We start from the raw sequence: 24,281 nt of genomic DNA on the forward strand, positions 1-24,281 counted from the left end.
CGGAGCAGTTTTGAAAATGGCAGACGGCAAGAGATTCTTTTTTCCGGCTACACGCCTCATCCTCGCCGCCTTGCTGGCGGGCGTGCTGGCCGGCGCGGTCGCGGTATATGTCAGCGAGAGCGGTTCTGGCAACAATGCTCCCGAGAAGGTCGCCGCGGCCGCCGGCAAGGACGATGTCGCCTGCGCGGCCAAGGCCGCGCGCGCCAAGACCATCGCGGCGAAAGCTGTTGGCCAGGTCGCGGCGCTGCAGCCGGCCGATCCGCCGCAGTCGCTGAAGAGCCTTGCCTTCAACGGCCCCGACGGCAAGCCGATGACCATCGCCGACCATGCTGGCAAGACGGTGCTGCTCAACCTCTGGGCGACATGGTGCGCGCCGTGCCGCGCCGAGATGCCGGCGCTCGACGCGCTGCAGAAGGAAAAGGGCAGCAGTGCCTTCGAGGTGATCGCGGTCAATGTCGACACCGGTGACGACACGAAGCCGAAGAAGTTCATCAAGGAGATCGGCGTCGAGACGCTCGGCTTCTACCGCGATCCGACGATCGCGCTGTTCAACGAGGCGAAGACACGCGGCCTGGCGCTCGGACTTCCCGTGACCATGCTGATCGACGCGGATGGTTGCCTGATCGCGCATATGAACGGCCCGGCCGAATGGTCGAGCCCGGACGCCAAGCGGCTGGTGGAAGCGGCGATCGCGCCGTGACCGCCAGATTCTTGTCGGTCCGAAACGCCGTCACCTCACCCGCACCGTGACCACCAGCGCCTCGTGGTCGGCGCTCGGGCTGCCGTCCGGCAACACCGCCGGCAGCGTCGCCGCCTCGCCTGCGGCTAGGCCACGAGTGAAGAACCAGTCGATGTGGCCGGCAGGTGTGGCGTCGCCGGCCGCTCGCCGTTGGGTAGGCCTATCGAACGCGTTGGCGTCGCGCCAGTCGTAGCCGCGGCCGGCCATGACGGCGAAAAGGGGCTCATGGCGGTCAGGGCACATCAGCCGGTCCGGTTCGGCGGCAATGCGGGCCTGCCATGCGGCCGGATCTGCATGACGTTCTACATAGGTTGCGGTCAGCGTGTTGAAATCGCCGCCGATCAGGACCGGCGCTTCCGCGTCATATCTGTCGATGGCGTCGAGCAGATGGCGCGTCTGGTCGGCGCGGCCGGCGGGATTGGTGCGGTTCTCGAGATGCACCGAGACGACCGTCACGCGACGATCGCCGACCATCACCTGGCCGCCGAGCGCCATGCGGCCGCCGATGCGCGGCTGGCCGTGCTCCGGCAGGAACCAGGCGCCGGCGGCGTCCAGCCGAACGAGGAAAGGCCGCAGCAGCGGGACGGCGCTGGTTATGGCGTTGCCATGGAAGCCCTCAATGTTTTCGGCGCCGCCATTTGCCGCCTGCTCCGCCTCATTGCCGGTGCCGAGTTCCAGGAACTCGACGCCATAGGCGTAGGAATGGCCCAGACGATCGGCAAGCCGGCTCAGCAGATGGCCGTTGCCGGAGCGTGCCATGCCCTTGTCGACCTCGGACAGCAGCACGACGTGCGGCGCCTGGCCGGCGATCGTTGCGGCGATGGCATCGACATGGCGCAGCCGCTCGACGTTCCAGGCCATGACGGTCAGGCTCTCGCCGGCGCTCTCCCGCGACGCCCGGCCGCCGATCTCGATCTCGCCGAGGGCGGGAACGGCGGCGGCGTGGCGCAAATGGGTGGCGCTGTCGCGCGGTCCGTCCCGCATGGCGTTGCGGAGGGCGACGGGCACGTGCGTGAGCTGCGGGACCAGCATCTCTCTTCTCATCCAGTTAGCCGGTTAATCACGGAGGTCTTTTCGCCGCTTGGCGGCGCCCTAGCTCTCTAGAGCGCCGATGTGACGTTTTCATGCCGGCGCGACCGCTGCCAGGGGGAGGAGAGACTGGCTGTCCACAGGGGCCGCTTGCCGGTCCAGGGGCCACAACAGAACTGTCACATACCTTCTCTATGAGAGCGGGCAAGGACTTGCGCAAAACCTTGTCACACTACCACTCAAGAGGGAAAACCATGACGATCATCAAGCGGGGCTTCGCTGCCCTTGCCGCCGGCGCGCTCAGCACCGCGCTCGCGGTTCCTGCTTTTGCAGAGCCGGTCAAATTCGATTTCTGGTTCGGTCTGTCGGGCGACCTCGCCCGCGTCGTCGATACGCTGTGCAAGAACTTCAACGAGTCCCAGAAGGACTACGAAGTCGTCTGCACCAGCCAGGGCAATTACGACGCCACGCTGCAGAACACGATCGCCGCCTTCCGCGCCGGCAAGCAGCCCACCGTCGTGCAGGTCTATGATGTCGGCACCGCCACCATGATGCTGTCGGGCGCCTACAAGCCCGCCGACAAGTTGATGGAAGAGAACGGCTACAAGATCGACTACGCCGACTATTTCCCGGGTATCGCCCGCTATTACGCGACGTCGAAGGGCGAGATGCTGTCCTTCCCGTTCAACTCGTCGACGGCGCTGATGTATTGGAACAAGGACGCCTTCGCCAAGATCGGCAAGACCGAGGCGCCGAAGACCTGGGAAGATGTCGGCGCCGACCTCAAGGCGCTGAAGGACGCCGGCTATGAGTGCCCGATGGCGATCAACATCTCGGCCAACGAGAGCTGGCAGCTGATGGAGCAGTTCTCGGCGCTGCACAATCAGCCGGTCGCCACCAAGAACAACGGCTATGACGGTCTCGACGCCCGTCTGGAAGTCAACAAGACCAAGTTCGTCCAGTATGTCACCGACTTGAAGAAGTGGTATGACGCCGGTCTGGTCAAGATCAAGTCGAAGGATCTCGGCCAGGATATGGTGCAGGCCTTCGCCACCGGCACCTGCCAGGTCATCCTGACCTCGGTCGGCGACCACGGCACTGTCGGCCGCACCCAGAAGGAAGGCATGAACTGGGACGTCGCCGAGCTGCCGGTCTATGCCGGCACCGAGCGCAAGAACTCGCTGGTCGGCGGCGCTTCGCTGTGGGTGCTGTCCGGCAAGTCGGACGCCGAATACAAGGGCGCGGCCGCTTTCCTCAACTTCATCCACGACCCCAAGACCGCTTTGTTCTGGTCGACCAACACCGGCTACATTCCGGTGACGAAGTCGGGCTTCGATTTCATGAAGTCCAACGGCTTTTACGACAAGGCGCCCTATAAGGGCCGTGAAGTCGCGATCGAGAGCCTGACCGCGTCGGAGCCGACGGAGATCACCCGCGGCGTGCGCCTCGGCAACTTCACTCAGATCCGCGCCGAGTTCGGCACGCAGATGCAGGCGATCTTCGCCAACAAGGTCAGCGTCCAGGAAGGCCTCGACACCCTGGTCAAGAATGGCGACGCGATCCTCGAGCGCTTCCAACAGACCTATCCGGGTAAGACCCTGCCCTGATCCCGGATGTTGGAGCGGCCGCCCGCCGGGATTCGACGGGCGGCCATTTCACATCTAGGTTTGCCCTGAAGGCGGGCTGGTGGTTCCACTGCATCGGCGGATCGATGGAAAAACGCGTCACTTTCGGCAGATGGACGATCGGCATCCTGTTCGCGGTGCCGCAGCTGTTGCTGATCTTCACCTTCTTCTACTGGCCGGCCGGCCAGGCGGTGTACTGGTCGCTGACGCTGCAGCAGCCCTGGGGCGGCGGCAACATCTGGGTCGGGCTCGACAATTTCCGCTCGATCCTCGCCAACGCCGACTACTGGAACTCCATCACCGCCAGCATGATCTTCGCCGGCATCAGCACGGGCCTTGCGATGATCATCGCGCTGGTGCTCGCCGCCCTGACCGACCGGAAGCTTGCCGGCTCATGGCTCTACCGCGTGGTTCTGATCTGGCCCTACGGCATCGCCGCGCCAGCCCTGGCGCTGGCGTTTCGTTTCATCCTGGCGCCGGAAGCCGGCTTCATGGCCGTGGTCAACAAATTCTGGCCGGGCTTCTGGGATCCGGGCCTCGACGGCGCCGATGCGATGGCCTCCGTCATCATCGCCTTTTCCTGGAAATATGTCGGCTATAATTTCATCTTCTTCCTCGCGGCCTTCCAGGCGATCCCGCGTTCGTTGATCGAGGCGGCGGCGATGGACGGATCCGGCGTCATCCGGCGCTTCTGGGACATCCAGTTTCCACTGATCACGCCGACCATCTTCTTCCTGCTGGTCATCAACATCACCGAGAGTTTTCAGGATTCCTTCGGCATCGTCGACATCATGACCGCAGGCGGACCGGCCAACGCCACCAATCTGATGGTCTACAAGATCTATTCCGACGGCTTCAAAGGTCTCGATTATTCGGGCGCCGCCGCGCAGAGCATCATCCTGATGCTGCTCATCATCGCGCTCACCATCGTCCAGTTCCGCTTCATCGAGCGGCGCGTGCATTATCGTTGAGGCGGGCCATGGTCGAGCGCACCCCGATCCTCAACTTCCTCACGCATCTCATCCTGTTCGCCGGCTTCGTATTCTGCGTGGCGCCGTTCGTCATCGTGGCGGTTGCCGCCTCGCACAATCTGAAGGACGTCAACGACGTGCCGATGTCGCTGCTGCCCGGCAGCGACTTCTGGGTCAACATCAAGACGGCGTGGACGACGGCGGATCTCGGCCCGAAGCTGCTCAACTCCTTCATCATGGCGTTCGGCGTTACCGCCGGCAAAGTGATCATCTCGGCGCTGACTGCCTTCTCGATCGTCTATTTCCGCTATCCCGGCCGCATGCTGATCTTCTGGCTGATCTTCATCACGCTGATGCTGCCGCTCGAGGTGCGCATCGTGCCGACCTACGCGGTGGTCGCCAACGTGCTCGAGCCTTATCAGACGATCATGGATCTGACAGGGCTGTCCTGGCTGATCCAGAAGATATCGGGGGTTCAGGTCCAGCTCAGCCTGGGGCTGCTCAATTCCTATAGCGGGCTGATCCTGCCATTGGTTGCCACCGCCACCGGCACGTTCCTCTACCGCCAGTTCTTCCTGACCGTGCCGGACGAATTGACCGAGGCCGCGCGCATGGACGGCGCCGGCGCGCTGCGCTTCTTCGTCGATATCCTACTGCCGCTGTCACGCAACAACATGGCAGCACTCGGCACCATCATGTTCCTGTGGGCCTGGAACCAGTATCTGTGGCCGTTGCTCATCACCACGGACCAGTCGCATGCGATGGCGGTGACCGAGCTGAAGCAGCTCATCCCCAATGTCGGCGGCGCGCCGGAATGGCATATCGCCATGGCCGGCACGCTGATCATCATGCTGCCGCCGCTGATCGTCGTGGTGCTGATGCAGCGCTGGTTCGTGCGCGGCCTGATCGCCACCGAGAAATAGGAGACAAAAATGGCCTCCATCACCATTCGCGGCGTCAAGAAGAACTACGCCAAGACGCAGGTCGTGCACGGCGTCGACCTCGACTTCGCCTCGGGCGAATTCGTCGTCATCCTCGGGCCGTCGGGCTGCGGCAAGTCCACGCTGCTCAGGATGATCGCCGGGCTGGAGGAGATTTCCGACGGCACGATCGCGATCGACGGCACGGTGGTCAACAGGCTCGAGCCGCGCGAGCGCGGCTGCGCCATGGTGTTCCAGAACTACGCGCTCTACCCGCATATGAGCGTGGCCCAGAATATCGGCTATTCGCTGAAGGTGGCCGGCGTTCCTGCCACCGAACGCGCCCAGCGCATCCAGGCGGTGGCGCGCGTCCTGGAACTGGAGCACCTGCTCGACCGCAAGCCGATGGCACTGTCCGGCGGCCAGCGCCAGCGCGTCGCCATGGGCCGCGCCATGATCCGCGAGCCCAAGGTGTTCCTCTTCGACGAGCCGCTGTCCAACCTCGACGCCAAGCTGCGCGTGCAGATGCGCTCCGAGATCCGCAAGCTGCACCGGCGCCTCAGCGCCACCTCGGTCTTCGTCACGCATGACCAGGTCGAGGCGATGACGCTTGCCGACCGGCTGGTGGTGATGAATGGCGGCCGCGTCGAGCAGGTCGGCACGCCGGCGGAAGTCTACAGCCGGCCGGCCAGCCGCTTCGTGGCGACCTTTGTCGGCGCGCCGGCGATGAACATGCTCGAAGGCACAGTCACGCTGGACGGGCTGTCGCTGCTCGGCGACAGCCGCAAGCTCAACGTGTCGCGCATGGGCCTGCCCGTCGGCGCGAAAGTCGCGGTCGGCATCCGGCCGGAGGCGGTGCGCATGGTGGCGCCAAGCACGCCGGGGGCGCTTACGGCGACCGTCGACCTCATCGAGGAACTGGGTGCGGGCCGCGTCATCTATGTCGATCTCGACGGCGCGCCATTCTCCATCGTGACGTCGGAGACCGTCCACCCCGAGCCGGGCAGCACGGTCGGCCTGCAGTTCGCCGAAGCGGACCTGCACTTCTTCTCCTCCGAGACTGGCGGCAGGCTCGACGTTTTCAAGGCTTCCGTGTCGGAGCCGGCGCCGGCGCTGTAAGCGATCGGCGGCTTCGCGAAATTCAATTGAGGGTTCATAGGAATGAAAATCATCCAGGTTACCGACGTCCATTTCGGCCGTCGGGGCGAACTTCGTTACGGCGCCGATCTGCATGAGCGGCTCGATCGCTGCATCGACAACATCAACGCCCGCCACGGCGACGCTGCGCTCTGCATCTTCACCGGCGACCTGACGGATGCCGGCGAGACGCAAGCCTATGCCGACCTGAAGGCGGCCCTGAGCCGGCTCACCGTGCCTTATCGGCTGCTGCCTGGAAACCACGACCGGCGCGCCAATCTCATCGCCGCCTTCCCCGAGAACGGGACCGACGGCAACGGCTTCGTCCAGTCGGTCTTCGACACGCCGGAAGGGCGGCTGGTTTTCCTCGACAGCCTGGCGGAAGGCCGCGTCACCGGCGAGCTGTGCGACAGCCGGCTTGGCTGGCTCGACGCGCGGCTTGGCGAGGCGGCAGGCAAGGCTGCCTATGTCTTCCTGCACCACCCGCCGGTCGAGCTCGGGCTACCACTGCTCGACCCGCTCGGCCTCGAAGAGCCGCACCGGTTGCTCGATGTGCTGAGCCGCCACGGTAATGTCCGCTACATCTTCTTCGGCCATGTCCACCGCGACATCGCCGGCACCGTCGCCGGCATTCCCTTCTCGGCGCAGCGCGGCCTGCATGGCCGCTTCATGCTCGATCTCATCGGCGACGAGGTTGTCGAGCAGGCGCCGCCCGCCTATTCGATCATCCTCGTCGAGGGCCAGCGCGTCGTCATCCACAGCCACGATTTCCTGGAGCAATGGCCGCTGTGGTCGCCGGCGACCGGAGAGCGGGTCCGATAGATCATTCGAGCAACAGTGTGGGCATTCCCTGTCCTTCGACCAGCTTTGCCGCTTTCCTGTCGAAGGACACGAAGGTTTCGCCACCAAGCCACTGACCGTCGAACGCGATCACGCCATCCGCGAAATCTCCACCGGCGTCGAGCACTGCCAGGCCCGCTTCGATTGTTGGCCGGTTGGCGACGACGTTGCGCATGTCGAGGATGCGGCGGATCGCGGCGGATATATCGGGACGCGCGACCCGGTAGCTTCTATCCAGCACCCAGACAAACTCGCAGAGCGCTTGAACGCTGATCGCGACCAGCTCGGCCTCTTCCAGGGTCGCGGCTGCTGTCCGTTGCTGCGCTTCGTCGTCCCCGACGACAAGGCGCAGCAGCACGTTGGTGTCGAGGCCGATCTTCACTTGCGCTCGATTCCGCGCATCCCGCTCGAGGCGCCGGCATTGGCGATCGCATCATTGATCTCCTCGATCGACAACCTTGCGCCGTTCGTCTTGCCCTTGAGCATCCCGCTCAGCTCCTGCCAGGAGCCCTTGCCCTGGTCGGCTTTCAGCTCCGCCCGTCCACCGGGCAGAAGATCAAGCCGGATCTTGTCGCCGGGCTGGATGCCGAGGTGCTTGAGCACGTCTTTCCGGAATGTGACCTGGCCCCTCGCGGTAACCGTCAATGTCGTCATGATGTGCCTCCGAGTCTCCAAAATAATGCAAAACTGCATTATTTTCAAGTTAGAGGCTAAGCGAACACATGCGCCTTGCCGGTGACGGTGAGTCGCACGATCTCGCCGACAGCCGGCGCGTCCATGCCTGTCCTGCGCAGGATGAGCGGCGTGTTGCCGATGGCGGCGGCATCGGGCGGATCCGGGCTGTTGAGCAGCCGCACGGCGACGGTGCAGACCGAGCCCGCGAACTCGCAGTCCGTCACCTCGCCGAACAGCATGTCCGGCGTGCCTGACATGCCTTCGCGCGAGGTGAGCTTGAGCAGGACCTGCTCGGGCCGCAGCATGATGCGCGCGACATCGCGCCGTTCGTTCGTGTCGACCGCGATGCGGCCGAGCCGCGACACGGCGAAGCCGTCGGCGATTCTGGCCGGCACGATGATGGCATCGCCGAGGAACTCGGCGACCATCCTGTCCCGGGGCTTAAAATAGAGCTCGCGCGGGGTGCCGACCTGCGAGAACAGGCCGTCGCGCATCACGGCCACCTGGCTGGCGAAGGACAGCGCCTCGGCCTGGTCGTGCGTAACCAGGATGGTGGTGATGCCCGCCTCTTCCAGAAGCTCGGCCACCGCCTTGCGCATCGAGGCGCGAAGCCCGGTGTCGAGGGCCGAGAAGGGCTCGTCGAGCAGCATCAGCCTCGGCTTCATCGCCATGGCGCGGGCCAGCGCGACGCGCTGCTGCTGGCCGCCGGACAACTCGTGCGGCCGGCGCTTCAGGACCGCCTTGTCCAGCCCGACGATGTAGGCGAGCTCGACAATGCGCTCGTTGCGCCTGTCTTCGCCACGCGCCATGCCGAAACCGATATTGTCGGCGATGCTGAGATGCGGGAAAAGGGCGCCATCCTGGGCGACCACGCCGATGCCGCGGCGATGCGCCGGCACGGCGGCGCCGCCATTGGCCAGTACCTTGCCGTCGAGCGCGATGCGGCCGCGGTCCGGGGCCTCGAAGCCGGCGATCAGCCTGAGCAAGGTGGTCTTGCCGCAGCCGGACGGTCCAACGATCGCGGTGCGGCTGCCGCTTTCGACCTTGAGGTCCACGCCGGCGAGCGCCGTCACTGGGCCGTAGCTTTTCGCGACATCGCTGAGTTCGAGAAAGCTCATCGTCCGGCCATCCGCTTCGACTGGATGTAGAGCCACCAGGTCATCGGCAACGACATCGCCACCATGATCAGCGCGTAAGGGGCGGCGGAAGCGTAGTCGATCTCGCCGCTATAGGACCAGAAGGCCATCGCCAGCGTGCGGGTGCCGTTGGGCGCCAGCATCTGGGTGGCGGTGAGCTCGTTGGTGATGCCGAGCGCCACCATGGCCATGCCGGCCGCGGCCCCCGGCGCCGACAGGCGGACGGTCGTCGACCACAGCGCCTTGACCGGCGACCGGCCGAGGCTGGAAGCGGCGCGCTCCAGCTCCACCGGCGCCTGCGCGATCGAGGCGCGCAGGCTGACCAGCGCGCGCGGCAGGAACATCAGCGCGTAGCCGAACAGGATGGTGCACAGCGTCTGGTAGAGCGGCAGCGCGACGCGCACGGTGATCGTCACCAGGGCCAGCGCGGTGACCACGCCCGGCAACGCGCCGACGATATAATTGCAGCTCTCAAGCAGGCGCTGCAGCGGCCCCGGCGCGCGGATCGAGATCCAGGCCATCGGCATGGCGGCGAGCGTTGCAAGCACCGCGCCGGCAATGGCGAGGAACAGGGTCTGACCGAGCGCCAGGCCGATCTCGTCCCAACGCCAGACTTCCGTGCCGCCGGCAACCAGCCAGCGGCTGACCGTGCCGAAGGGCACGCCGAGCGACAGCAGCGCGACGCCCGCCGGCAAAAGCAGGCAGGGCAAGGTGGCGCGGCCGAGGCGAGCACGCTGCTGCTTGCGCGCGGCGCCGGAGCCGACGCGGGCATAGCGTTCCTCGCCGCGTATCATCACTTCGAGAGCAAGCAGGAAGAGGCAGCAGACCACCAGCACGGCGGCCAGCATGTTAGCAGCCGGACCGTTGAAGGTCGACTGGAACTGGTCGACGATCGCGGTGGTGAACGTGTCGAAACGGATGAAGACATAGAGGCCGTATTCGGCCAGGAGATGCAGGCCGACCAGCAGCGAGCCTCCGCAGATGGCGAGCCTCAGCTGCGGCAGCACGACGCGCGCGAAAACCCACCACGGGCCGAGGCCAAGCGCTGCGGCCGCGTCTTCCAGCGCCGGATCGAGCCGGCGCAGCGCGGCGACGATCGGCAGATAGAGGAACGGGAAATAGGCGATGACGGAAACCAGCACGCCGGCCCAAAGCCCATGCAGGCCCGGAACGAGGCTGATCCAGGCATAGGAGTGCACGAAAGCGGGGATGGCGAGCGGCGCGACCGAAAGCCAGGACCACCAGCGGTTGCCCGGCAGGTCGCTGCGCTCCGTCAGCCAGGCCAGCGCCACCGAGAGCACGATGGCGATCGGCACCGTGACGACGACGAGGAGCACGGTGTTGACCAGCAATTCGCCGACGCGCGGGCGGAAGATCAGCGCCACCACCGTGTCCCAGCCGGTCTGGATCGCGACCCAGACGATGAAGGCGAGCGGCAGCAGCGCGATGAGCGCGATCAGGGCCGCAGCGAGGGTGATCCACGAGGTGGACCGGTGCTTCTTCATCCCGGCCGCCGGCAGTCTTGCCGGCGTCATGTCGATCGCCGACTGCATCAGGCGCGCCACCATGTCGCCGGCGCCGCATGGCGGAAGCGATCTGATACGCCGCGCAAGCGGCTCGAGGCGCAGCCGATCGTCATTCGACGAGCGATCTCCAAACAAAAACGCTCCCGCGGAAGGCGAATTGCCGCGGGAGCACGGTCGTTCGCCCTTTTAGGACGAACGCGAACTAAAGCAAGCCGGCTTGCGTCATCAGGTCGATGACCTTCTTGGAATTGAGCGTCGCCGGATCGACTTTCGGCGCCTGCAGGTCGGCCAGCGGCACCAGCTTCGGGTTGGACTCCGCACCCTTGCCGACCGCGTATTCATAGGACGTTCCGGTCTTCAGCACGTCCTGGCCGCCCTTGCCGGTGACCCACTTCAGGAAGGCCTGGGCTTCCTTCTGATGCTTGCTCGAAGCCAGAACGCCGCCGCCGGAGACCGAAACGAAGGCACCTGGGTCCTGGTTCTTGAAATAATGCAGGCCGACATTCTTGCTGTTTTCGCCGGTCTTGGCCTGATCGCCGAAATAATAATAGTGGTAGATCACGCCGCCATCGATCTCGCCGGCGTTGACTGCCTTCATCACCGTTGAGTTGCCCTTATAGGCGGTGAAGTTCTCCTTCATCGCCTTCAGCCAGTCGGCGGTCGCGGCCTCACCCTTGATCTGCAGCAGGGCGCTGACGATGGCCTGGAAGTCGGCGCCGGACGGCGAGGCGGCCCAGCGGCCCTTCCAGCTCGAATCGGCGAGGTCGAGCAGCGACTTGGGCAGCTGGTCTTCCTTCAGTTTGTCCTTGTTGTAGGCAAAGACGGTGCTGCGGGCGGCGACCCCAACCCACTTGCCGCTCGAAGGCTGGTATTCCTGTGGAACCTGGGCGAGGGTCTCGGCGTCGACCGGCGCGAACAGGCCCGCCGCCTCGACCAGCGCCATGGCCGGCGAGTTCTCGGTCAGGAACACGTCGGCCGGCGAGGCCGCGCCCTCGGCGACGATCTGGTTGGAGAAGTCGCTGTCGCCGCCATTGCGCAGCGTGACCTTGATGCCGGTTTCCTTGGTGAAGCCCTTCGCCCATTCCTTGGCCAAGCTCTCATGCTGGGCATTGTAGACGACGATGCCTTGATCCTCGGCCATGGCCGGGCCGGCGATCAGGCCGAGCGCCAGCGCGGCGCCGGCAAGCGTGGAAAGGGCAATTCTCATGGGCATCGTCCTCAAAACTGGAGACAGGGGTTCGGGCACGATTGCTCCTATCAATACCTGATTGTTGTAGTCAACATTGTGACCCTGCTTCAATCGGTCGCCGTGGCGCAAACTTTCGTGATTTTGCGGCAGTTTGGCTTGGACATTATTTCAGCGGCCACGTAACAAACCAGGGCCGAGACGCGAACATTGGGGGTAAACTCTTGTGACCGGCAAGGACGAGGCCGAGCTCTCCCGGCTGCTCAGGGCCGCGATCGCGGGAGACGAAAGGGCTTATGCCGACTTTCTGCACCGGATTGCCGCCCTCGTTCGGGGCTTTGTCCGGCGCAAGATCGTTCAGGGCGGGGTCGATCCCGAGGATGTCGTGCAGGAAACCTTGCTGGCCATTCATGTCAAACGCCACACATGGCGGCCTGACGCGCCGGTGCTGCCCTGGGTCTACGCGATCGCCCGCTTCAAGCTGATCGACGCGTTCCGCCGGCGCGGACGGCGTATCGAGGTCGAGATCGACGAGATCGCCGAAACCTTCGCCGAGCCGGAGACGGAAACGGTGAGCGAGCGCGACATCAACCGGGCGCTCGACGGGCTGCCGCCGGCGCAGCGCTCGGTGGTGTCATCGATCTCGGTCGACGGCCATTCGATCGGCGAGACAGCGAGCAAGCTCGGCATCAGCGAGACGGCGGTGCGCGTGTCGCTGCATCGCGGCCTCGCCGCGATCGCCAAACGGTTTGGACGACAGTAACATGAGGACAGAGGATCTCATCAAGGCGCTCGACGCCGATGCCCGCGACAAGGCGATGCCGCTCGGCAAGGCCTGGTGGCTGGCGGTCGGCGTGGCCGTGGTGATCGCCGCGGCGGTCTTTTTTGCGACCATCGGGCCGCGTCCCGACATCATGCCTGCCATGCACACGATGCGCTTCATGTCGAAATTCGTGTTCACGCTGGTGCTCGCGGCCAGCGCCTTCGCGCTGATCCGCGCTCTGTCGATGCCGGGCGCTTCGACCGGGCGGGCAATGGCCTGGATGATCGCCGCGCCGCTTCTGGTCGTGCTGGCGGTGGTTCTGGAGCTCTTCGTCGTGCCCGAGGCCGATTGGGGCAAGCGGCTTATCGGCTCCAACATGATGATCTGCATGAGCTTCATCCCGCTGATCGGCATCGGTCCATTGGCGATCTTCCTCGGCATGCTGCGCTACGGCGCGCCGACCCGACCGGTGCTTGCGGGCGCGGTCGCCGGCCTGCTTGCGGGCGGGCTCGCGGCAACCTTCTATGCCGCGCATTGCTTCGACGATTCGCCGCTCTTCGTGGCCACCTGGTATACGATCGCGATTGCCTTCCTCACGCTGCTCGGCGCCATCGGCGGGCGGCTTTTCGTGCGCTGGTAGGATTGCGCGCCGATCCTTCGGTACAGTTTGAAAACAGTCCCTTAATCATACCGGCAATTGTTTGCCGGTTAGCGGAGTGGCCGCTGCGGCCTGCGCAACCATTCCTTAAAATCGATCCGCCAGGGTTGCGGCAACGCGCAGTTGCGCATGGGTGGGATCGCATTGTGGCGTGGTTGAGTTGGAAAGGTCCGCGGGCAGGCCAGCGCGCTGTGCCCGCCTTGATGGCGGCAGGGCTCGTTGCCCTGACTGCGTCGATCCTGCTGCCGGCGCTGGAAGTGGGCTTGGACGCGCTGAAGGTCTGCCTGCAGATATCCGTCGCCGTCACGGCGGTAACGCTGTTCGTCTCGGCACTGTTCATCCGCAGGATCATCGACGACCGCCGGCAGATCGCCGAAAGCGAGCAGCGCTTCCGCCGGGCCATGGAGGATTCGGCGATCGGCGTCGCCATTGTCGGCCTCGACGGCCGCATCGTGCAGACCAATCCCGCTTTCGCCGCCATGCTTGGCTACAGCCGCGCCGAAATCGAGGCGCTGACCTTCTTCCAGATCACGCATCCGGACGACCTGCAGCTCGGCCGGGAGACGATGGTCGCGCTGAAGGGGGGAAAGATCGATACCTTCCATTTCGAAAAGCGCTACCTCAAGAAGGACGGTACTTCGGTCTGGGCGCAGCTCACCGGCTCGGTCATTCGCGACGAAGATACCAGCAAGCCGCTTTATCTGGTGTCGCAGATCGAGGACATCGACGCCCGCAAACAGGCAGAAGCGCGCATTGCCGAGGCCGAGACAAGATGGAACTTCGCGCTCACCAGCACCGGACAGGGCGTCTGGAACCTCGATATGCGCAAGGGCGGCCTGACTTATTCCGAGACCTGGGTGAAGATGCTGGGCTTTGCCCATGGCGAGCTCGATGGCGACCCCGGCCGCTGGCTGACCATGATCCACCCCGACGACCGCGAAATTGTCGCCGAGGCGGATCGCGCGCATCTTGCCGGCGAGACGCCCTTCTTCGAGGCCGAGTTCCGGATGCGGCACAAGGACGGCCACTGGGTCTGGATCCTCGACCGCGGCAAGGTGATCGAGCGCGACGGCGAGGGTCGGCTGGTCCGGGCCATAGGCAGCCTGACCGATATCACCGAGCGTAAGGAGGCCGAGGCGCGGCTGATCGTTTCGGCAGCAATGCTGGCCGACGAGAAGGAGCGGCTCAGGGTGACGCTGCAGTCGATCGGCGACGCGGTGATCTGCACCGATGCCGCCAATCGCATCACCTTCATGAACCCGATTGCGGAGAAGCTCACCGGCGTCGACGTCGGCGAGGCTATGGGCAAGCTGCTCAGCCATGTCTATTGGGCGGTCGATGAGGAAAGCGGGCACAGAATCGGGCTTTCGCGTCCTTCGGTGAACGAGCGGCCGCATTGCGACCAGAACACGCGCGCGGTCCTGGTGCGGCGCGACGACACGCGCTGCAGCATCCGCCAGGTGGTGTCGCCGATCATGAACGACCGCGACGAGTTCTGCGGCCTGGTCATCGTCTTCCAGGATTTCACCGACGCGCGCGCGCTGCAGCGCCAACTGGCCTACGCCGCCGCCCATGACGCGCTGACCGGGCTCGCCAACCGTTCGAGCTTCATGCGCACCATGGAGGAGCTTGTCGACCACTGCCGCCTCAATGGCGGCGAGCATCAGTTCATGTTCGTCGACCTCGACCACTTCAAAGCGGTCAACGACACCGGCGGCCATGCCGCGGGCGATGCGCTGCTCAAGCGCGTGGCCGATAGCCTTCGTAATGTGCTTGGCCCGGAAGACATCGTCGCGCGACTCGGCGGCGACGAGTTCGCCGTCATCCTCAAATCGGGCGCCGGGGCACGTGGGCCGATCGCGGCGCGCTCGATCATCGATGTCATCCGCAATCTCAACTTCAGCTGGGACGGGCGCCCGTATTCGATCGGGGCCAGCATCGGGCTCGCGCCGATCCGCGCCGGCTGCGGCGAGGTCGACGAGATCATCGCCCGGGCCGACGCCGCCTGTTATGCCGCCAAGGCAGCTGGTCGCGGCTGCGTTTCCGCCGCGCCGGACGAAGTTTCGCCCGACGAAATGTCCAAATACGTGCCGCCGCTGCCGCTCGCCGCGGCGTCCTGAGCCGCGTCCTCGAGCAATTCCAGGAAAAGTGTGAAACGGTTTTCCGTCCGGAATTGCGTAAAAACAAGAAGTTAGGGCGGTTCGGCGATTCCATGAATCGCTGAGCCGCTCTAAGCCTTCAGCCGCAGAAGATCAGCGCGTCGGCACCGGATGGTCGCCACGATAATCGTAGAAGCCACGGCTGGTCTTGCGGCCGAGCCAGCCGGCCTCGACATATTTCACCAGCAGCGGGCAGGGGCGGTATTTCGAATCCGACAAGCCCTCATGCAGCACCTGCATGATCGAAAGACACGTGTCGAGGCCGATGAAATCGGCGAGCTGCAGCGGCCCCATCGGATGGTTGGCCCCCAACCGCATCGCGGTATCGATGGCATCGACCGTGCCGACGCCTTCGTAGAGCGTGTAGATCGCCTCGTTGATCATCGGCAAAAGGATGCGGTTGACGATGAAGGCCGGGAAATCCTCCGAGACGGTGATCGTCTTGTCGAGGTGCTTCACATAGGTCTTGGCCGCCTCGAAGGTCTGATCCTCCGTGGCGATGCCGCGCACCAGCTCGACCAGCTTCATCACCGGCACCGGGTTCATGAAGTGGATGCCGATGAAGCGCTCTGGGCGGTCGGTCTGCGCGGCAAGCCGGGTGATCGAGATCGACGAGGTATTGGTCGCCAGAATCGCTTCCGGATTGAGCTGCGGACAGAGCTGCGCGTAGATCTTGCGCTTGACCGTTTCGTCCTCGGTCGCCGCTTCGATCACGAGGTCGGCGGCGGCGAGATCGGCCATGGCCGGAGCGGCGGAGATGCGCGCCATCGCTTCGTTGCGCGCCTTCTCCTCAAGCTTGCCGGAGCCGACCTGGCGGGCCATGTTGCCGCTGATGGTGGCGATGCCCTTCTCGATCCGGTCGGCCGAAATGTCGTGGATCAGGACCTTGTAGCCACCGAGCGCCGAGACATGGGCGATACCGCCACCCATCTGGCCCGCGCCGACAATGCCGATCGTCTCGATCTTGCTCATGACCCCAATCCCGTCCGGAGCAATTCCGCTTCTCGTTGAAGCATGAACGCTCCTGCTTGTTTGTTCCTAGCAATTCCGATGCAAACCGCCGGAATGGCTCAGACCTTGGCGGCCTGCTTTTTGTGCAGTGCAAACTAAAAGGGCGGGGCGACTTCGTCTACCCCACCCTTCGGATTTTAATATGCCAGAACGGACGGCGTCAAAGCGCCTTTTGCAGCTCCGGCAGGATGACGAAGAGATCGCCGACCAGGCCGTAGTCGGCAACCTGGAAGATCGGCGCTTCCTCGTCCTTGTTGATGGCGACGATGACCTTCGAATCCTTCATGCCAGCCAGGTGCTGGATGGCGCCGGAGATGCCGACGGCGATGTAGAGGTCGGGCGCGACCACCTTGCCGGTCTGGCCCACCTGCCAGTCGTTCGGCGCGTAGCCGGCGTCGACCGCGGCTCGCGAGGCGCCGACCGCGGCACCGAGCTTGTCGGCGACCGGCAGGATGACTTCCTGGAACTTCTCCGAGGAGCCGAGCGCGCGGCCGCCCGAGATGATGATCTTGGCCGAGGTCAGCTCCGGACGGTCGTTCTCGGAAAGCTTGTTCTCGACGAAAGACGACAGGCCGGGATTGGCGGCGGCGCCGACCGTCTCGACCGAAGCGGAACCGCCTTCCGGCGCTGCCGAGAAGGACGCGGTGCGCACGGTGATGACCTTCTTGGCGTCGGTCGACTGCACGGTCTGGATGGCGTTGCCGGCATAGATCGGCCGCTTGAAGGTGTCGGGCGAAACCACTTCGATGATTTCCGACACCTGGGCGACGTCGAGCAAGGCAGCGACGCGCGGCGCGATGTTCTTGCCGGCGGAGGTCGCCGGCGCGATGATCGTGTCGTAGCCGCCCGCAAGCGACACCACGAGAGCCGCCGTAGGCTCGGCGAGACGCTCGGCCAGTTCGTCAGCCTCGGCCAGAAGCACCTTGCGGACACCCTTCAGCTTGGCGGCGGCATCGGCAGCAGCCTTGGCGCCCTTGCCGGCGACCAGCACGTCGACGTCGGAGCCGATCTGGAGAGCGGCCGACAGCGCCTTGGCAGTCTGGTCGGAAAGGCTTGCGTTGTCGTGTTCGGCGATGAGGAGAATTGCCATTTTCTTTGTCCTTTCCCGCTTCGCTTAGAGCACGCCGGCTTCGTTCTTGAGCTTCTCGACCAGCTCGGCCACCGACTTCACCTTGACGCCCGCCTTGCGGCCGCCCGGTTCCTCGGTCTTGATCACCTTGAGACGCGGCTTGACGTCGGCGCCGTAGTCGGCCGGGCTCTTCTCGTCGAGCGGCTTCTTCTTGGCCTTCATGATGTTAGGCAGCGAGGCATAGCGCGGCTGGTTGAGGCGAAGGTCGGCGGTGACGATCGCCGGCATCTTCAGCTCGATCGTCTGCAGGCCGCCATCGACCTCACGCGTCACCATGGCCTTGTCGCCAGCGAGCTCCACCTTGGAGGCGAAGGTGCCCTGCGCCCAGCCCAGCAGCGCCGCCAGCATCTGGCCGGTCTGGTTTGAATCGTCGTCGATCGCCTGCTTGCCGAGGATGACGAGGCCGGGCTTCTCGGCCTCGACCACGCCCTTCAGCACCTTGGCGACGCCGAGCGGCTCGGCCTGCTCGTCCGTCTTGACGAGGATGGCGCGGTCGGCGCCCATGGCGAGCGCCGTGCGTAGCGTCTCCTGCGCCTGCTGCGGGCCGATCGACACGACGATGATCTCCTCGGCCTTGCCGGCCTCCTTGATGCGGATCGCTTCCTCGACCGCGATCTCGTCGAACGGGTTCATCGCCATCTTGACGTTGGCAAGCTCGACGCCCAGTCCGTCGGCCTTCACCCGGACCTTGACGTTGGCGTCCACAACCCGCTTCACGGGCACAAGGATCTTCATTTTCCTGTCACCTCTCCTGAGATAGTCGGGGCGCTATAGCAGCGTGCGCCCTGTCAGAGTTGTCGAAAGCCGACATTACGGACGGAATATCCGCCCAGCGGTGCCGCTTCCGTAGTGGCGGCAAACCGGCGCGTCAATATCCCACGACGCACCCAAATCGGTTCAGTCCCGGGGCGTTGCTGCTCCACGGCCCCATTGCGATGTCGGCTGCGCCGGGTCGCCGGTCGCCGGCTCGACAGGGACAGGCGGCTGCTGGATGTTGGGCGTCGGGTCCGGCTCGCCGTCGGCGCCGGCCAGCAGCGGCACGCCGCGGCTGCGCAGCACCAGCACCAGGATCGACCCGGCGATGATGCCGCCGATGTGGCAGGCCCAGGAGACCTGGTCCTCGCCGGCCGTGGCGAACATCACGATCTGGAACAGGATCCAGAGGATCAGGGGGATGAAGGCCGGGATGCGCAGCGGAATGCGGGCAAAGGCCAGCACCCAGACCTTCACCCGGGGATAGAGGATCAGATAGGCGGCGACGACGCCGGCGATTGCCCCCGAGGCGCCGATCAGCGGCACTTGCGAATCCCAGGCCACCAGCCCCTGGAAGAAGGCGCCCGCGACGGCGCAGGCAAGGTAGAAGATCAGATAGCGGATATGGCCCAGCGCATCCTCGACATTGTCGCCGAACACCCAGAGGAACAGCATGTTGCCGCCGATGTGGAAGATGTCGGCGTGCAGGAACGAGTAGGTGAGGTAGCTGAGGTTCTCGGGGATGACGACGAATTCGGGCGACAACGCGACCTTGTCGTGGACCAACGCGGGGATGAAGCCGAGACCGAGAACCGCGGCGTTGGTGAAGTTTTCACCGCCAAGCGTGGTCGCCAGATAGACGAGCACATTCGCCACGATCAGGCCGATGGTGACATATTGCAGGCGGATGTGGCGCAGCCTGTTGGTGTCGTAAAGCGGGATGAACATCGGACCCTCCCGCCTCCGGCTTCAGCGGTTCTTGCCGGGCACCCATAGCACGTCGGCCTTTCCATTGTCATTGACCGCACGGGCGGCGACGAACAGGAAATCCGAGACGCGGTTGATGTATTTGAGCGCTTCGCGGTTGACATGCTCGGCCGGATCCTGGGCCAGCGCCACCATCAGGCGCTCGGCGCGGCGCGCCACTGTGCGGGCAAGATGGAGCGCGGCGGCCGCGGGCGTGCCGCCGTTCAGAACGAAGGATCTCAGTGGCTGCAGATCCTTGTTGAGCGCGTCGATGTCCTGCTCGACGCGGTCCGTCTGGGCGGCGACGATGCGCAGCGGCGCGTATTCCAGGGGCTTGCCGTCGTCCGGCACGGCGAGGTCGGCTCCGAGATCGAACAGATCGTTCTGGATGCGCGACAGCATGGCATCGATCGCGGGGTGTCCGGCGGCGGTGTGGATGCGGGCCATGCCGATGCAGGCATTGGCCTCGTCGACGGTGCCATAGGCGTCGACGCGCAGGTCGGATTTCAGCCGCCGCTCGCCGGTGCCGAGCCCGGTCGTGCCGTCGTCGCCGGTGCGGGTGTAGATCTTGTTGAGCTTGACCACGCGATCCCCCTGAATCAGCGCTATTTGCGCGTGAAATAGACCACCAGCAACAGCAGCGCCAAGGCCACCGCCTGCAACATGATGCGCGCCTGCATCAGCTTGTTCGAAGTGATGCCCGAGCCGCCGCGCATCATGTTGATCAGGCCGCGGACCAGCACGATCACCACGGCGGCCATGGCGAGGATGGCGAGGATCTTCAAGGCGATGAGCATCTGGCTGGCTCCGGTTCAGGTTCGGTCAGGCGCGCCTGGCGAGCACGCGGTAGAGCAGGGACGCCGGCAGGACGCGTTTCAGCGCCGCGCCGATCCTGGCCGGCACCGTTACCACATAGTGCGGGCGCGGGCGCTGTGACAGAAGCGCGTGGCGCAGCGCCCTGTGCACGATCTCCGGTCCCGGCTTCAGCTTCGACACGCTGCCGCCGGCCTGAAGCCTGGCGAGCTGCGCCTGGTAGTCGGCGCGGTGGACGGAATTCTCGACATCGATGTTCTTCAGAAACCAGGTAAGGCCGTTGCTGGCAATCTTCGACGTCACCGGCCCTGGCTCGATCAGCGAGAGGTGGACGCCGCTGCCTTCGAGCTCCTGGCGCATGCACAGCATCAGGCCTTCGATGGCGTGCTTGGAGGCCGAATAAGCGCCACGGAAGCGGACCGGCGCCAGCCCGAGGATCGAGGAGCAGTGGACGAGGCGGCCGTGCCCCTGGCGGCGCATGATCGGCACGATGCGCCGGGTCAGATCATGCCAGCCGAAGAAATTGGCCTCGAATTGCTCGCGAAGCGCTGCGACCGTCAGGTCCTCGACGGCGCCTGGCTGGGCGTAGGCGCCGTTGTTGAAGAGCGCGTCAAGCCGGCCGCCGGTGCGCTCCAGCACCGCATCGACCAGAGCCGCGATGGATTCGGGTTCCCGATAGTCGAGATAGAAGGCCTCCAGGCCGTCGGCCTCGAGCGCGGCGATATCGTCCTGCTTGCGTGCCGTGGCGAAGACCCGCCAGCCTTCCGCCTTCAGCGCCCGCGCGCAATAGGCGCCGATGCCGGAGGAGGCTCCGGTGACGATGACGGTGCGCAACTCTTCCGCGGCGGGGCGCGTTGTGGGACCTGGGGTTGCCATTTGCCGCAATCACTTCCCATATTCGCGGCGTTGACACAATCGAGCGGAGCGCGGGCCCTTGCTGCGGAATATCGTCGCCCTCAAGCGCGTGCTCTACGATGCGATAGGCCATTTCAACACCGATGACGGCTGGGCGATGGCCAGCCATCTGGCGATCACCTCGCTGATGGCGCTGTTTCCGTTCCTCATCTTCGCCACCACGCTCGCCAGCTTCCTCGGTGCGCGCGCCTTCGCCGACACGGCCGTGCACCTGGTCTTCGACACATGGCCGGAACAGATCGCCAAGCCGATCGCGCATGAGGTGCAGAACGTGCTCACGGTGCGGCGCACCGACCTTCTGACCTATGGCGTGCTGCTTGCGGCCTATTTCGCCTCGAACGGCATCGAGGCGCTGCGCACCTCGCTCAACCGCGCCTACCGCGTCACCGAGACGCGCGGCATCATCCACCGCAGGGTGCAAAGCATCATCTTCGTGCTGATCGCCACCGCCTGCTTCCTCGCCATCAGCGTGCTTCTGGTGTTCGCGCCGCTGCTTGCGCGGCTGGCGGAAGCGCATCTGGAGTGGATCAAGCCCTATATGGGCACGATCACCATCTGGCGGTACGTGATCGCCTCGACGGTCATCGTCATCGGGCTGTTCTCGGTGCATATCTGGCTGCCGGCCGGCAAGCGCCGCTTCGTCTCGATCATACCCGGCATCGTCTTCACGCTGATCGCCTGGCTGGTCGGGTCGACGATCTTCGCCACCTATCTCGACCATTTCTCGTCCTATGTGACGACCTATGCCGGGCTCGCCTCCATCATGATCGCGGTCGTCTTCCTCTACATCATCTCGGCGATCTTCATCCTCGGCGGTGAGCTCAACGCCTCGATCAGCCGCTATTTGGAAGCCCGCGCGCGCGTCGGCTGAGATGTGCCGAGATTCAGGTGAGGCCGGCCTGCAAACGGTGGCTTCCTCCGCTTCCGGTGGTCACGTACGAAAAGTACGCTCCGCTCCGGCCTTCGCCGGCCGAAGCCCTCATAAATGTCTTCGCTCTGTGAAGGCTACGGCCGGCGTAGGCCGGTTCTCGGAAGCTACCGTTTCGACTCGGCCTGACCTGAATCTCGGCACATCTCAGGTGGAGATTCTTTTGGTCACGCCGTTGGGTCTGGCGGTCGCCAGGGCGACGCCAAGCGTGGCGATCGCCATGCCGGCGATCTGCAGCAGGTTGAGCTGCTCGTTGAAGAGCACCCAGGCGATGACCGCGGTCACGGCCGGCACCAGGTAGAACAGCGAGGCGACTTTCGACATCTCGCCGTCCCTGATCATCACCATCAACAGGAATATGGCGCCGACCGATAGCACCAGGACCAGCCAAGCCATGGCGAAGATCAGCTCGCCGTTGACGGTCACGGCGCGCGTCTCGAAGAGGAGCGAGCCCAGGATCATCACGGCGGAGCCGCCGACATATTGCCACATCGTCGCCGAGACCAGGTCGCCGCCGGAGGCGTAGCGCTTCTGCCAGATGGTGCCGGCGCTCATGCCGAGCACGGAGACGAGCGAGGCCGTCAAGGTCGCCACCGTGACGCCGCCGCCCAGCGTGCCGAGCTTCGGCCAGAGCACGATGACGACGCCGAGCAGGCCGACGGCAAGGCCGGCCCAATGGCGCGGCAGGATCGCTTCGCCCAGGAATTTTCCGGCGAGCACGGCGGTGATCAGCGGCTGCAGGCCGACGATCAGCGCCGAAAGGCCGGCCGGCATGCCCCTGTGGATCGCCCAGAAGACGGCGCCGAGATAGACGCCGTGCATGAGGATGCCGGCCACCGTCGCGTGCAGCGCCTCATCGCGCGTCGCCTTGCGCGAGCCGAGCAAAAGGGTGAGGCCGGCAAACAGGATCGCCGCGATCAGGAAGCGGATGGCAAGGAAGGTGAAAGGCTCGGCCCAGGGCATGGCGTAGCGAGCGCCGATGAAGCCGGTCGCCCACAGAACGACGAAGGAGGCGGGAATGAACCGCTTGATGCTCTGCATGAAGGGAAAGCTGCCGGGGTGAACGGTTGATGACGGCATTTGCTCTAATGCCGATCAATCCCGCAAGCAAAACGAAACGGTTGATCCATAAGCTAAGTCGAATTCAACAAACCGTGCCAACAGGGGCATGGCGCATCGCCGCGCCATGGTGAGGCATGTTTTTGCATCTCGACACGACCTGGCTTCTGTTCGCCTTCGCCATCATCGCCGCCTTTGGATTCTTCTTCGGCACCTTGCTCGACGCGATCATGAAAGAGGGCGCCTTCGGTCCGAGCGGCAATACGCTGCTGTTCATCGTCGGCTTTTTCGTTGCGGTGGTGGTCGCCCACAAGCATGGCATCAGCCTGAGCGATCTCAGGCTCGCAGTTGCCTGGGGGCTTGGCGGTGCCTTTGGCTTGATCAGCGTGCTGGCGCTGATCAAGGCCGGTCTGGCGCGGCTCGGATCATAATCCGGACAATTGCCTGATGCCTTGCGGCGACATGCCTGCCTCTCGGAGCGCCGCGAGACCGATGTCCTTGAGGCTCTTGGACAGCTTCCTGCCGTCCGGGCCAAGGATCAGGCGGTGGTGGAAATAACGTGGCTGCGGCAGGCCGAGCAGCTCCTGCAGCAGGCGTTGCACCCCGGTCGCCGAAGAGAGGTCCTGGCCGCGCACGACATGGCTGACGCCCTGCAGCGCGTCGTCGACGACGACGGCGAGATGGTAGCTGGTCGGGATGTCGCGGCGGGCGACGATGACGTCTCCCCAGGCCTGTGGTTGCGCTTTGATAGCGCGCGTCGCCGCCATCCTCTCGTTGGTGAACTCCATCCATGACAGGCCAGCCGCGACGCGCGCTATCGCCGCCTCGACGTCGAGCCGCCAGGCGAAGGGCATGTTCTCGGCGATCCGCCGCTTGCGCTCCCTGGCCGACAGGGCCTTGTCGAGCGGGGGGTAGAGCGGCACGCCGTCCGGATCGCGCGGCCAGTCGCGGCCGCCGCTCTCGGCGATGAAGGCGCGGATTTCACCCCGGCTCATGAAAGCGGGATAGACGAGTTCCTCGGAGATCAACCGGTCGAGCACTTCCCGGTATTCGGCAAAATGTTCCGACTGTCGGCGCACCGGCCGCTCCCAACGCAACCCCAGCCATTCGAGGTCGCGCAAAACGCCGGCCTCGAATTCGGGCGTGCAGCGGGTGATGTCGATATCCTCGATGCGCAGCAGCAAGCGTCCGCCCGCTTGCGCCGCCATCTGTTGGTTGAGCAGGGCCGAATAGGCATGGCCGAGATGCAGTTCGCCATTGGGGCTCGGCGCGAAGCGGAATGTCAGGAGCGTCATCTCTCGGGCGGCATTCAGGTTGAAAGGCGCTTTTGCCAACTGGTATCT

At 64.9% G+C, this 24,281-nt stretch carries 26 protein-coding genes; 11 read left to right on the top strand and 15 right to left on the bottom strand.

Annotated elements, in window-relative coordinates; genetic code table 11:
* Positions 1-16 precede the first annotated feature (16 nt).
* Positions 17-700 carry a thiol:disulfide interchange protein TlpA gene (tlpA, locus tag RFM41_RS21735; RefSeq protein WP_320250921.1) on the top strand — a complete coding sequence of 228 codons (684 nt, stop codon included), beginning with the start codon at positions 17-19 and terminating at the stop codon, positions 698-700.
* A gap of 30 nt (positions 701-730) precedes the next feature.
* Here tlpA and RFM41_RS21740 read toward each other — a convergent pair whose 3' ends face one another.
* A complete protein-coding gene (locus RFM41_RS21740; RefSeq protein ID WP_320250923.1) occupies positions 731-1,771 on the bottom strand; it encodes an endonuclease/exonuclease/phosphatase family protein in 1,041 nt (346 codons plus the stop codon).
* Between the two features lie 251 nt (positions 1,772-2,022).
* Here RFM41_RS21740 and RFM41_RS21745 point away from each other — a divergent pair, with 251 nt between their 5' ends.
* The 5 genes from RFM41_RS21745 to RFM41_RS21765 all read left to right on the top strand — a co-directional run bounded on the left by RFM41_RS21745 (position 2,023) and on the right by RFM41_RS21765 (position 7,243).
* Positions 2,023-3,375, top strand: a complete 1,353-nt coding sequence (locus RFM41_RS21745; protein WP_320250924.1) for an extracellular solute-binding protein — start codon at positions 2,023-2,025, stop codon at positions 3,373-3,375.
* A 104-nt stretch (positions 3,376-3,479) separates the two neighbouring features.
* Positions 3,480-4,364, top strand: a complete 885-nt coding sequence (locus tag RFM41_RS21750) for a carbohydrate ABC transporter permease (protein ID WP_320250925.1) — start codon at positions 3,480-3,482, stop codon at positions 4,362-4,364.
* 8 nt (positions 4,365-4,372) lie between these two features.
* Positions 4,373-5,287, top strand: coding sequence for an ABC transporter permease subunit (locus RFM41_RS21755; RefSeq protein WP_320250927.1), 915 nt, complete (start codon positions 4,373-4,375; stop codon positions 5,285-5,287).
* A gap of 9 nt (positions 5,288-5,296) precedes the next feature.
* Positions 5,297-6,403: a sn-glycerol-3-phosphate ABC transporter ATP-binding protein UgpC gene (ugpC, locus tag RFM41_RS21760; RefSeq protein ID WP_320250930.1), complete on the top strand. Its 1,107-nt coding sequence runs from the start codon at positions 5,297-5,299 to the stop codon at positions 6,401-6,403.
* Positions 6,404-6,445: 42 nt separating this feature from the next.
* Positions 6,446-7,243, top strand: a complete 798-nt coding sequence (locus tag RFM41_RS21765) for a phosphodiesterase (RefSeq protein WP_320250931.1) — start codon at positions 6,446-6,448, stop codon at positions 7,241-7,243.
* A 1-nt stretch (position 7,244) separates the two neighbouring features.
* Here RFM41_RS21765 and RFM41_RS21770 read toward each other — a convergent pair whose 3' ends face one another.
* The 5 genes from RFM41_RS21770 to RFM41_RS21790 form a co-directional block, all read right to left on the bottom strand.
* A complete protein-coding gene (locus tag RFM41_RS21770) occupies positions 7,245-7,643 on the bottom strand; it encodes a type II toxin-antitoxin system VapC family toxin (RefSeq protein WP_320250932.1) in 399 nt (132 codons plus the stop codon).
* The gene (locus RFM41_RS21775) at positions 7,640-7,915 is read right to left on the bottom strand and encodes an AbrB/MazE/SpoVT family DNA-binding domain-containing protein (RefSeq protein ID WP_292515658.1); all 276 of its coding nucleotides are present in this window, start codon (positions 7,913-7,915) and stop codon (positions 7,640-7,642) included. Before RFM41_RS21775 ends, RFM41_RS21770 begins: the two co-directional genes overlap by 4 nt.
* Positions 7,916-7,971: 56 nt before the next feature.
* Positions 7,972-9,054 (bottom strand): ABC transporter ATP-binding protein, encoded by a 1,083-nt coding sequence (locus tag RFM41_RS21780; protein WP_320250935.1) that lies wholly within the window; start codon positions 9,052-9,054, stop codon positions 7,972-7,974.
* Positions 9,051-10,577, bottom strand: a complete 1,527-nt coding sequence (locus RFM41_RS21785; protein WP_320251047.1) for an ABC transporter permease — start codon at positions 10,575-10,577, stop codon at positions 9,051-9,053. Before RFM41_RS21785 ends, RFM41_RS21780 begins: the two co-directional genes overlap by 4 nt.
* Before the next feature lie 223 nt (positions 10,578-10,800).
* Complete coding sequence (locus tag RFM41_RS21790) at positions 10,801-11,805, bottom strand: iron ABC transporter substrate-binding protein (protein ID WP_320250936.1); 1,005 nt, start codon at positions 11,803-11,805, stop codon at positions 10,801-10,803.
* Between the two features lie 205 nt (positions 11,806-12,010).
* Here RFM41_RS21790 and RFM41_RS21795 point away from each other — a divergent pair, with 205 nt between their 5' ends.
* The 3 genes from RFM41_RS21795 (at position 12,011) to RFM41_RS21805 (ending at position 15,325) form a co-directional block, all read left to right on the top strand.
* Complete coding sequence (locus RFM41_RS21795) at positions 12,011-12,547, top strand: sigma-70 family RNA polymerase sigma factor (protein WP_320250938.1); 537 nt, start codon at positions 12,011-12,013, stop codon at positions 12,545-12,547.
* 1 nt (position 12,548) lies between these two features.
* Positions 12,549-13,187 carry an NrsF family protein gene (locus tag RFM41_RS21800; RefSeq protein WP_320250940.1) on the top strand — a complete coding sequence of 213 codons (639 nt, stop codon included), beginning with the start codon at positions 12,549-12,551 and terminating at the stop codon, positions 13,185-13,187.
* A gap of 209 nt (positions 13,188-13,396) precedes the next feature.
* The gene (locus tag RFM41_RS21805; RefSeq protein WP_320319297.1) at positions 13,397-15,325 is read left to right on the top strand and encodes a PAS domain S-box protein; all 1,929 of its coding nucleotides are present in this window, start codon (positions 13,397-13,399) and stop codon (positions 15,323-15,325) included.
* 132 nt (positions 15,326-15,457) lie between these two features.
* Here the strand turns inward: RFM41_RS21805 and RFM41_RS21810 are convergent, their stop codons facing one another.
* From RFM41_RS21810 to RFM41_RS21840, 7 genes are all read right to left on the bottom strand, one after another.
* Positions 15,458-16,336: a 3-hydroxybutyryl-CoA dehydrogenase gene (locus RFM41_RS21810; protein WP_320250942.1), complete on the bottom strand. Its 879-nt coding sequence runs from the start codon at positions 16,334-16,336 to the stop codon at positions 15,458-15,460.
* Positions 16,337-16,535: 199 nt separating this feature from the next.
* On the bottom strand, positions 16,536-17,465 hold the full coding sequence (locus RFM41_RS21815; RefSeq protein ID WP_320250943.1) for an electron transfer flavoprotein subunit alpha/FixB family protein: 930 nt from the start codon (positions 17,463-17,465) through the stop codon (positions 16,536-16,538).
* Between the two features lie 24 nt (positions 17,466-17,489).
* Positions 17,490-18,239, bottom strand: a complete 750-nt coding sequence (locus RFM41_RS21820) for an electron transfer flavoprotein subunit beta/FixA family protein (RefSeq protein ID WP_320250945.1) — start codon at positions 18,237-18,239, stop codon at positions 17,490-17,492.
* Between the two features lie 162 nt (positions 18,240-18,401).
* Positions 18,402-19,205: a rhomboid family intramembrane serine protease gene (locus RFM41_RS21825; RefSeq protein ID WP_320250946.1), complete on the bottom strand. Its 804-nt coding sequence runs from the start codon at positions 19,203-19,205 to the stop codon at positions 18,402-18,404.
* 21 nt (positions 19,206-19,226) lie between these two features.
* A complete protein-coding gene (locus RFM41_RS21830) occupies positions 19,227-19,808 on the bottom strand; it encodes a cob(I)yrinic acid a,c-diamide adenosyltransferase (protein WP_320250948.1) in 582 nt (193 codons plus the stop codon).
* 20 nt (positions 19,809-19,828) lie between these two features.
* Positions 19,829-20,020, bottom strand: coding sequence for a twin transmembrane helix small protein (locus RFM41_RS21835; protein ID WP_320250950.1), 192 nt, complete (start codon positions 20,018-20,020; stop codon positions 19,829-19,831).
* Between the two features lie 25 nt (positions 20,021-20,045).
* On the bottom strand, positions 20,046-20,912 hold the full coding sequence (locus tag RFM41_RS21840; protein ID WP_320250952.1) for an SDR family oxidoreductase: 867 nt from the start codon (positions 20,910-20,912) through the stop codon (positions 20,046-20,048).
* Between the two features lie 58 nt (positions 20,913-20,970).
* Here RFM41_RS21840 and RFM41_RS21845 point away from each other — a divergent pair, with 58 nt between their 5' ends.
* On the top strand, positions 20,971-21,822 hold the full coding sequence (locus RFM41_RS21845) for a YihY/virulence factor BrkB family protein (RefSeq protein WP_320250953.1): 852 nt from the start codon (positions 20,971-20,973) through the stop codon (positions 21,820-21,822).
* A 204-nt stretch (positions 21,823-22,026) separates the two neighbouring features.
* Here RFM41_RS21845 and RFM41_RS21850 read toward each other — a convergent pair whose 3' ends face one another.
* Positions 22,027-22,920 (bottom strand): DMT family transporter, encoded by an 894-nt coding sequence (locus RFM41_RS21850; protein WP_320251049.1) that lies wholly within the window; start codon positions 22,918-22,920, stop codon positions 22,027-22,029.
* 155 nt (positions 22,921-23,075) lie between these two features.
* Here RFM41_RS21850 and RFM41_RS21855 point away from each other — a divergent pair, with 155 nt between their 5' ends.
* Complete coding sequence (locus RFM41_RS21855) at positions 23,076-23,369, top strand: hypothetical protein (RefSeq protein ID WP_320250955.1); 294 nt, start codon at positions 23,076-23,078, stop codon at positions 23,367-23,369.
* Here RFM41_RS21855 and gluQRS read toward each other — a convergent pair.
* Positions 23,364-24,233 carry a tRNA glutamyl-Q(34) synthetase GluQRS gene (gene gluQRS / locus RFM41_RS21860; protein WP_320250957.1) on the bottom strand — a complete coding sequence of 290 codons (870 nt, stop codon included), beginning with the start codon at positions 24,231-24,233 and terminating at the stop codon, positions 23,364-23,366. The two genes, RFM41_RS21855 and gluQRS, sit on opposite strands and share 6 nt — an antisense overlap.
* Positions 24,234-24,281: the final 48 nt, after the last annotated feature.

The organism is Mesorhizobium vachelliae (assembly GCF_033977325.1).
GTDB lineage: Bacteria > Pseudomonadota > Alphaproteobacteria > Rhizobiales > Rhizobiaceae > Mesorhizobium > Mesorhizobium vachelliae.

Excerpts from the sequence above, each read along its gene's own strand:
- RFM41_RS21755 (WP_320250927.1), top strand. The coding sequence starts at position 4,373 with ATGGTCGAGCGCACCCCGATCCTCAACTTCCTCACGCATCTCATCCTG.
- RFM41_RS21775 (WP_292515658.1), bottom strand. The coding sequence starts at position 7,915 with ATGACGACATTGACGGTTACCGCGAGGGGCCAGGTCACATTCCGGAAA.
- RFM41_RS21825 (WP_320250946.1), bottom strand. The coding sequence starts at position 19,205 with ATGTTCATCCCGCTTTACGACACCAACAGGCTGCGCCACATCCGCCTG.
- RFM41_RS21765 (WP_320250931.1), top strand. The coding sequence starts at position 6,446 with ATGAAAATCATCCAGGTTACCGACGTCCATTTCGGCCGTCGGGGCGAA.
- tlpA (WP_320250921.1), top strand. The coding sequence starts at position 17 with ATGGCAGACGGCAAGAGATTCTTTTTTCCGGCTACACGCCTCATCCTC.
- RFM41_RS21835 (WP_320250950.1), bottom strand. The coding sequence starts at position 20,020 with ATGCTCATCGCCTTGAAGATCCTCGCCATCCTCGCCATGGCCGCCGTG.
- RFM41_RS21815 (WP_320250943.1), bottom strand. The coding sequence starts at position 17,465 with ATGGCAATTCTCCTCATCGCCGAACACGACAACGCAAGCCTTTCCGAC.
- ugpC (WP_320250930.1), top strand. The coding sequence starts at position 5,297 with ATGGCCTCCATCACCATTCGCGGCGTCAAGAAGAACTACGCCAAGACG.
- RFM41_RS21840 (WP_320250952.1), bottom strand. The coding sequence starts at position 20,912 with ATGGCAACCCCAGGTCCCACAACGCGCCCCGCCGCGGAAGAGTTGCGC.
- RFM41_RS21750 (WP_320250925.1), top strand. The coding sequence starts at position 3,480 with ATGGAAAAACGCGTCACTTTCGGCAGATGGACGATCGGCATCCTGTTC.
- RFM41_RS21785 (WP_320251047.1), bottom strand. The coding sequence starts at position 10,577 with ATGAAGAAGCACCGGTCCACCTCGTGGATCACCCTCGCTGCGGCCCTG.
- RFM41_RS21850 (WP_320251049.1), bottom strand. The coding sequence starts at position 22,920 with ATGCAGAGCATCAAGCGGTTCATTCCCGCCTCCTTCGTCGTTCTGTGG.
- RFM41_RS21790 (WP_320250936.1), bottom strand. The coding sequence starts at position 11,805 with ATGAGAATTGCCCTTTCCACGCTTGCCGGCGCCGCGCTGGCGCTCGGC.
- RFM41_RS21780 (WP_320250935.1), bottom strand. The coding sequence starts at position 9,054 with ATGAGCTTTCTCGAACTCAGCGATGTCGCGAAAAGCTACGGCCCAGTG.
- RFM41_RS21855 (WP_320250955.1), top strand. The coding sequence starts at position 23,076 with ATGTTTTTGCATCTCGACACGACCTGGCTTCTGTTCGCCTTCGCCATC.
- RFM41_RS21810 (WP_320250942.1), bottom strand. The coding sequence starts at position 16,336 with ATGAGCAAGATCGAGACGATCGGCATTGTCGGCGCGGGCCAGATGGGT.
- RFM41_RS21745 (WP_320250924.1), top strand. The coding sequence starts at position 2,023 with ATGACGATCATCAAGCGGGGCTTCGCTGCCCTTGCCGCCGGCGCGCTC.
- RFM41_RS21800 (WP_320250940.1), top strand. The coding sequence starts at position 12,549 with ATGAGGACAGAGGATCTCATCAAGGCGCTCGACGCCGATGCCCGCGAC.
- gluQRS (WP_320250957.1), bottom strand. The coding sequence starts at position 24,233 with ATGACGCTCCTGACATTCCGCTTCGCGCCGAGCCCCAATGGCGAACTG.
- RFM41_RS21740 (WP_320250923.1), bottom strand. The coding sequence starts at position 1,771 with ATGCTGGTCCCGCAGCTCACGCACGTGCCCGTCGCCCTCCGCAACGCC.
- RFM41_RS21820 (WP_320250945.1), bottom strand. The coding sequence starts at position 18,239 with ATGAAGATCCTTGTGCCCGTGAAGCGGGTTGTGGACGCCAACGTCAAG.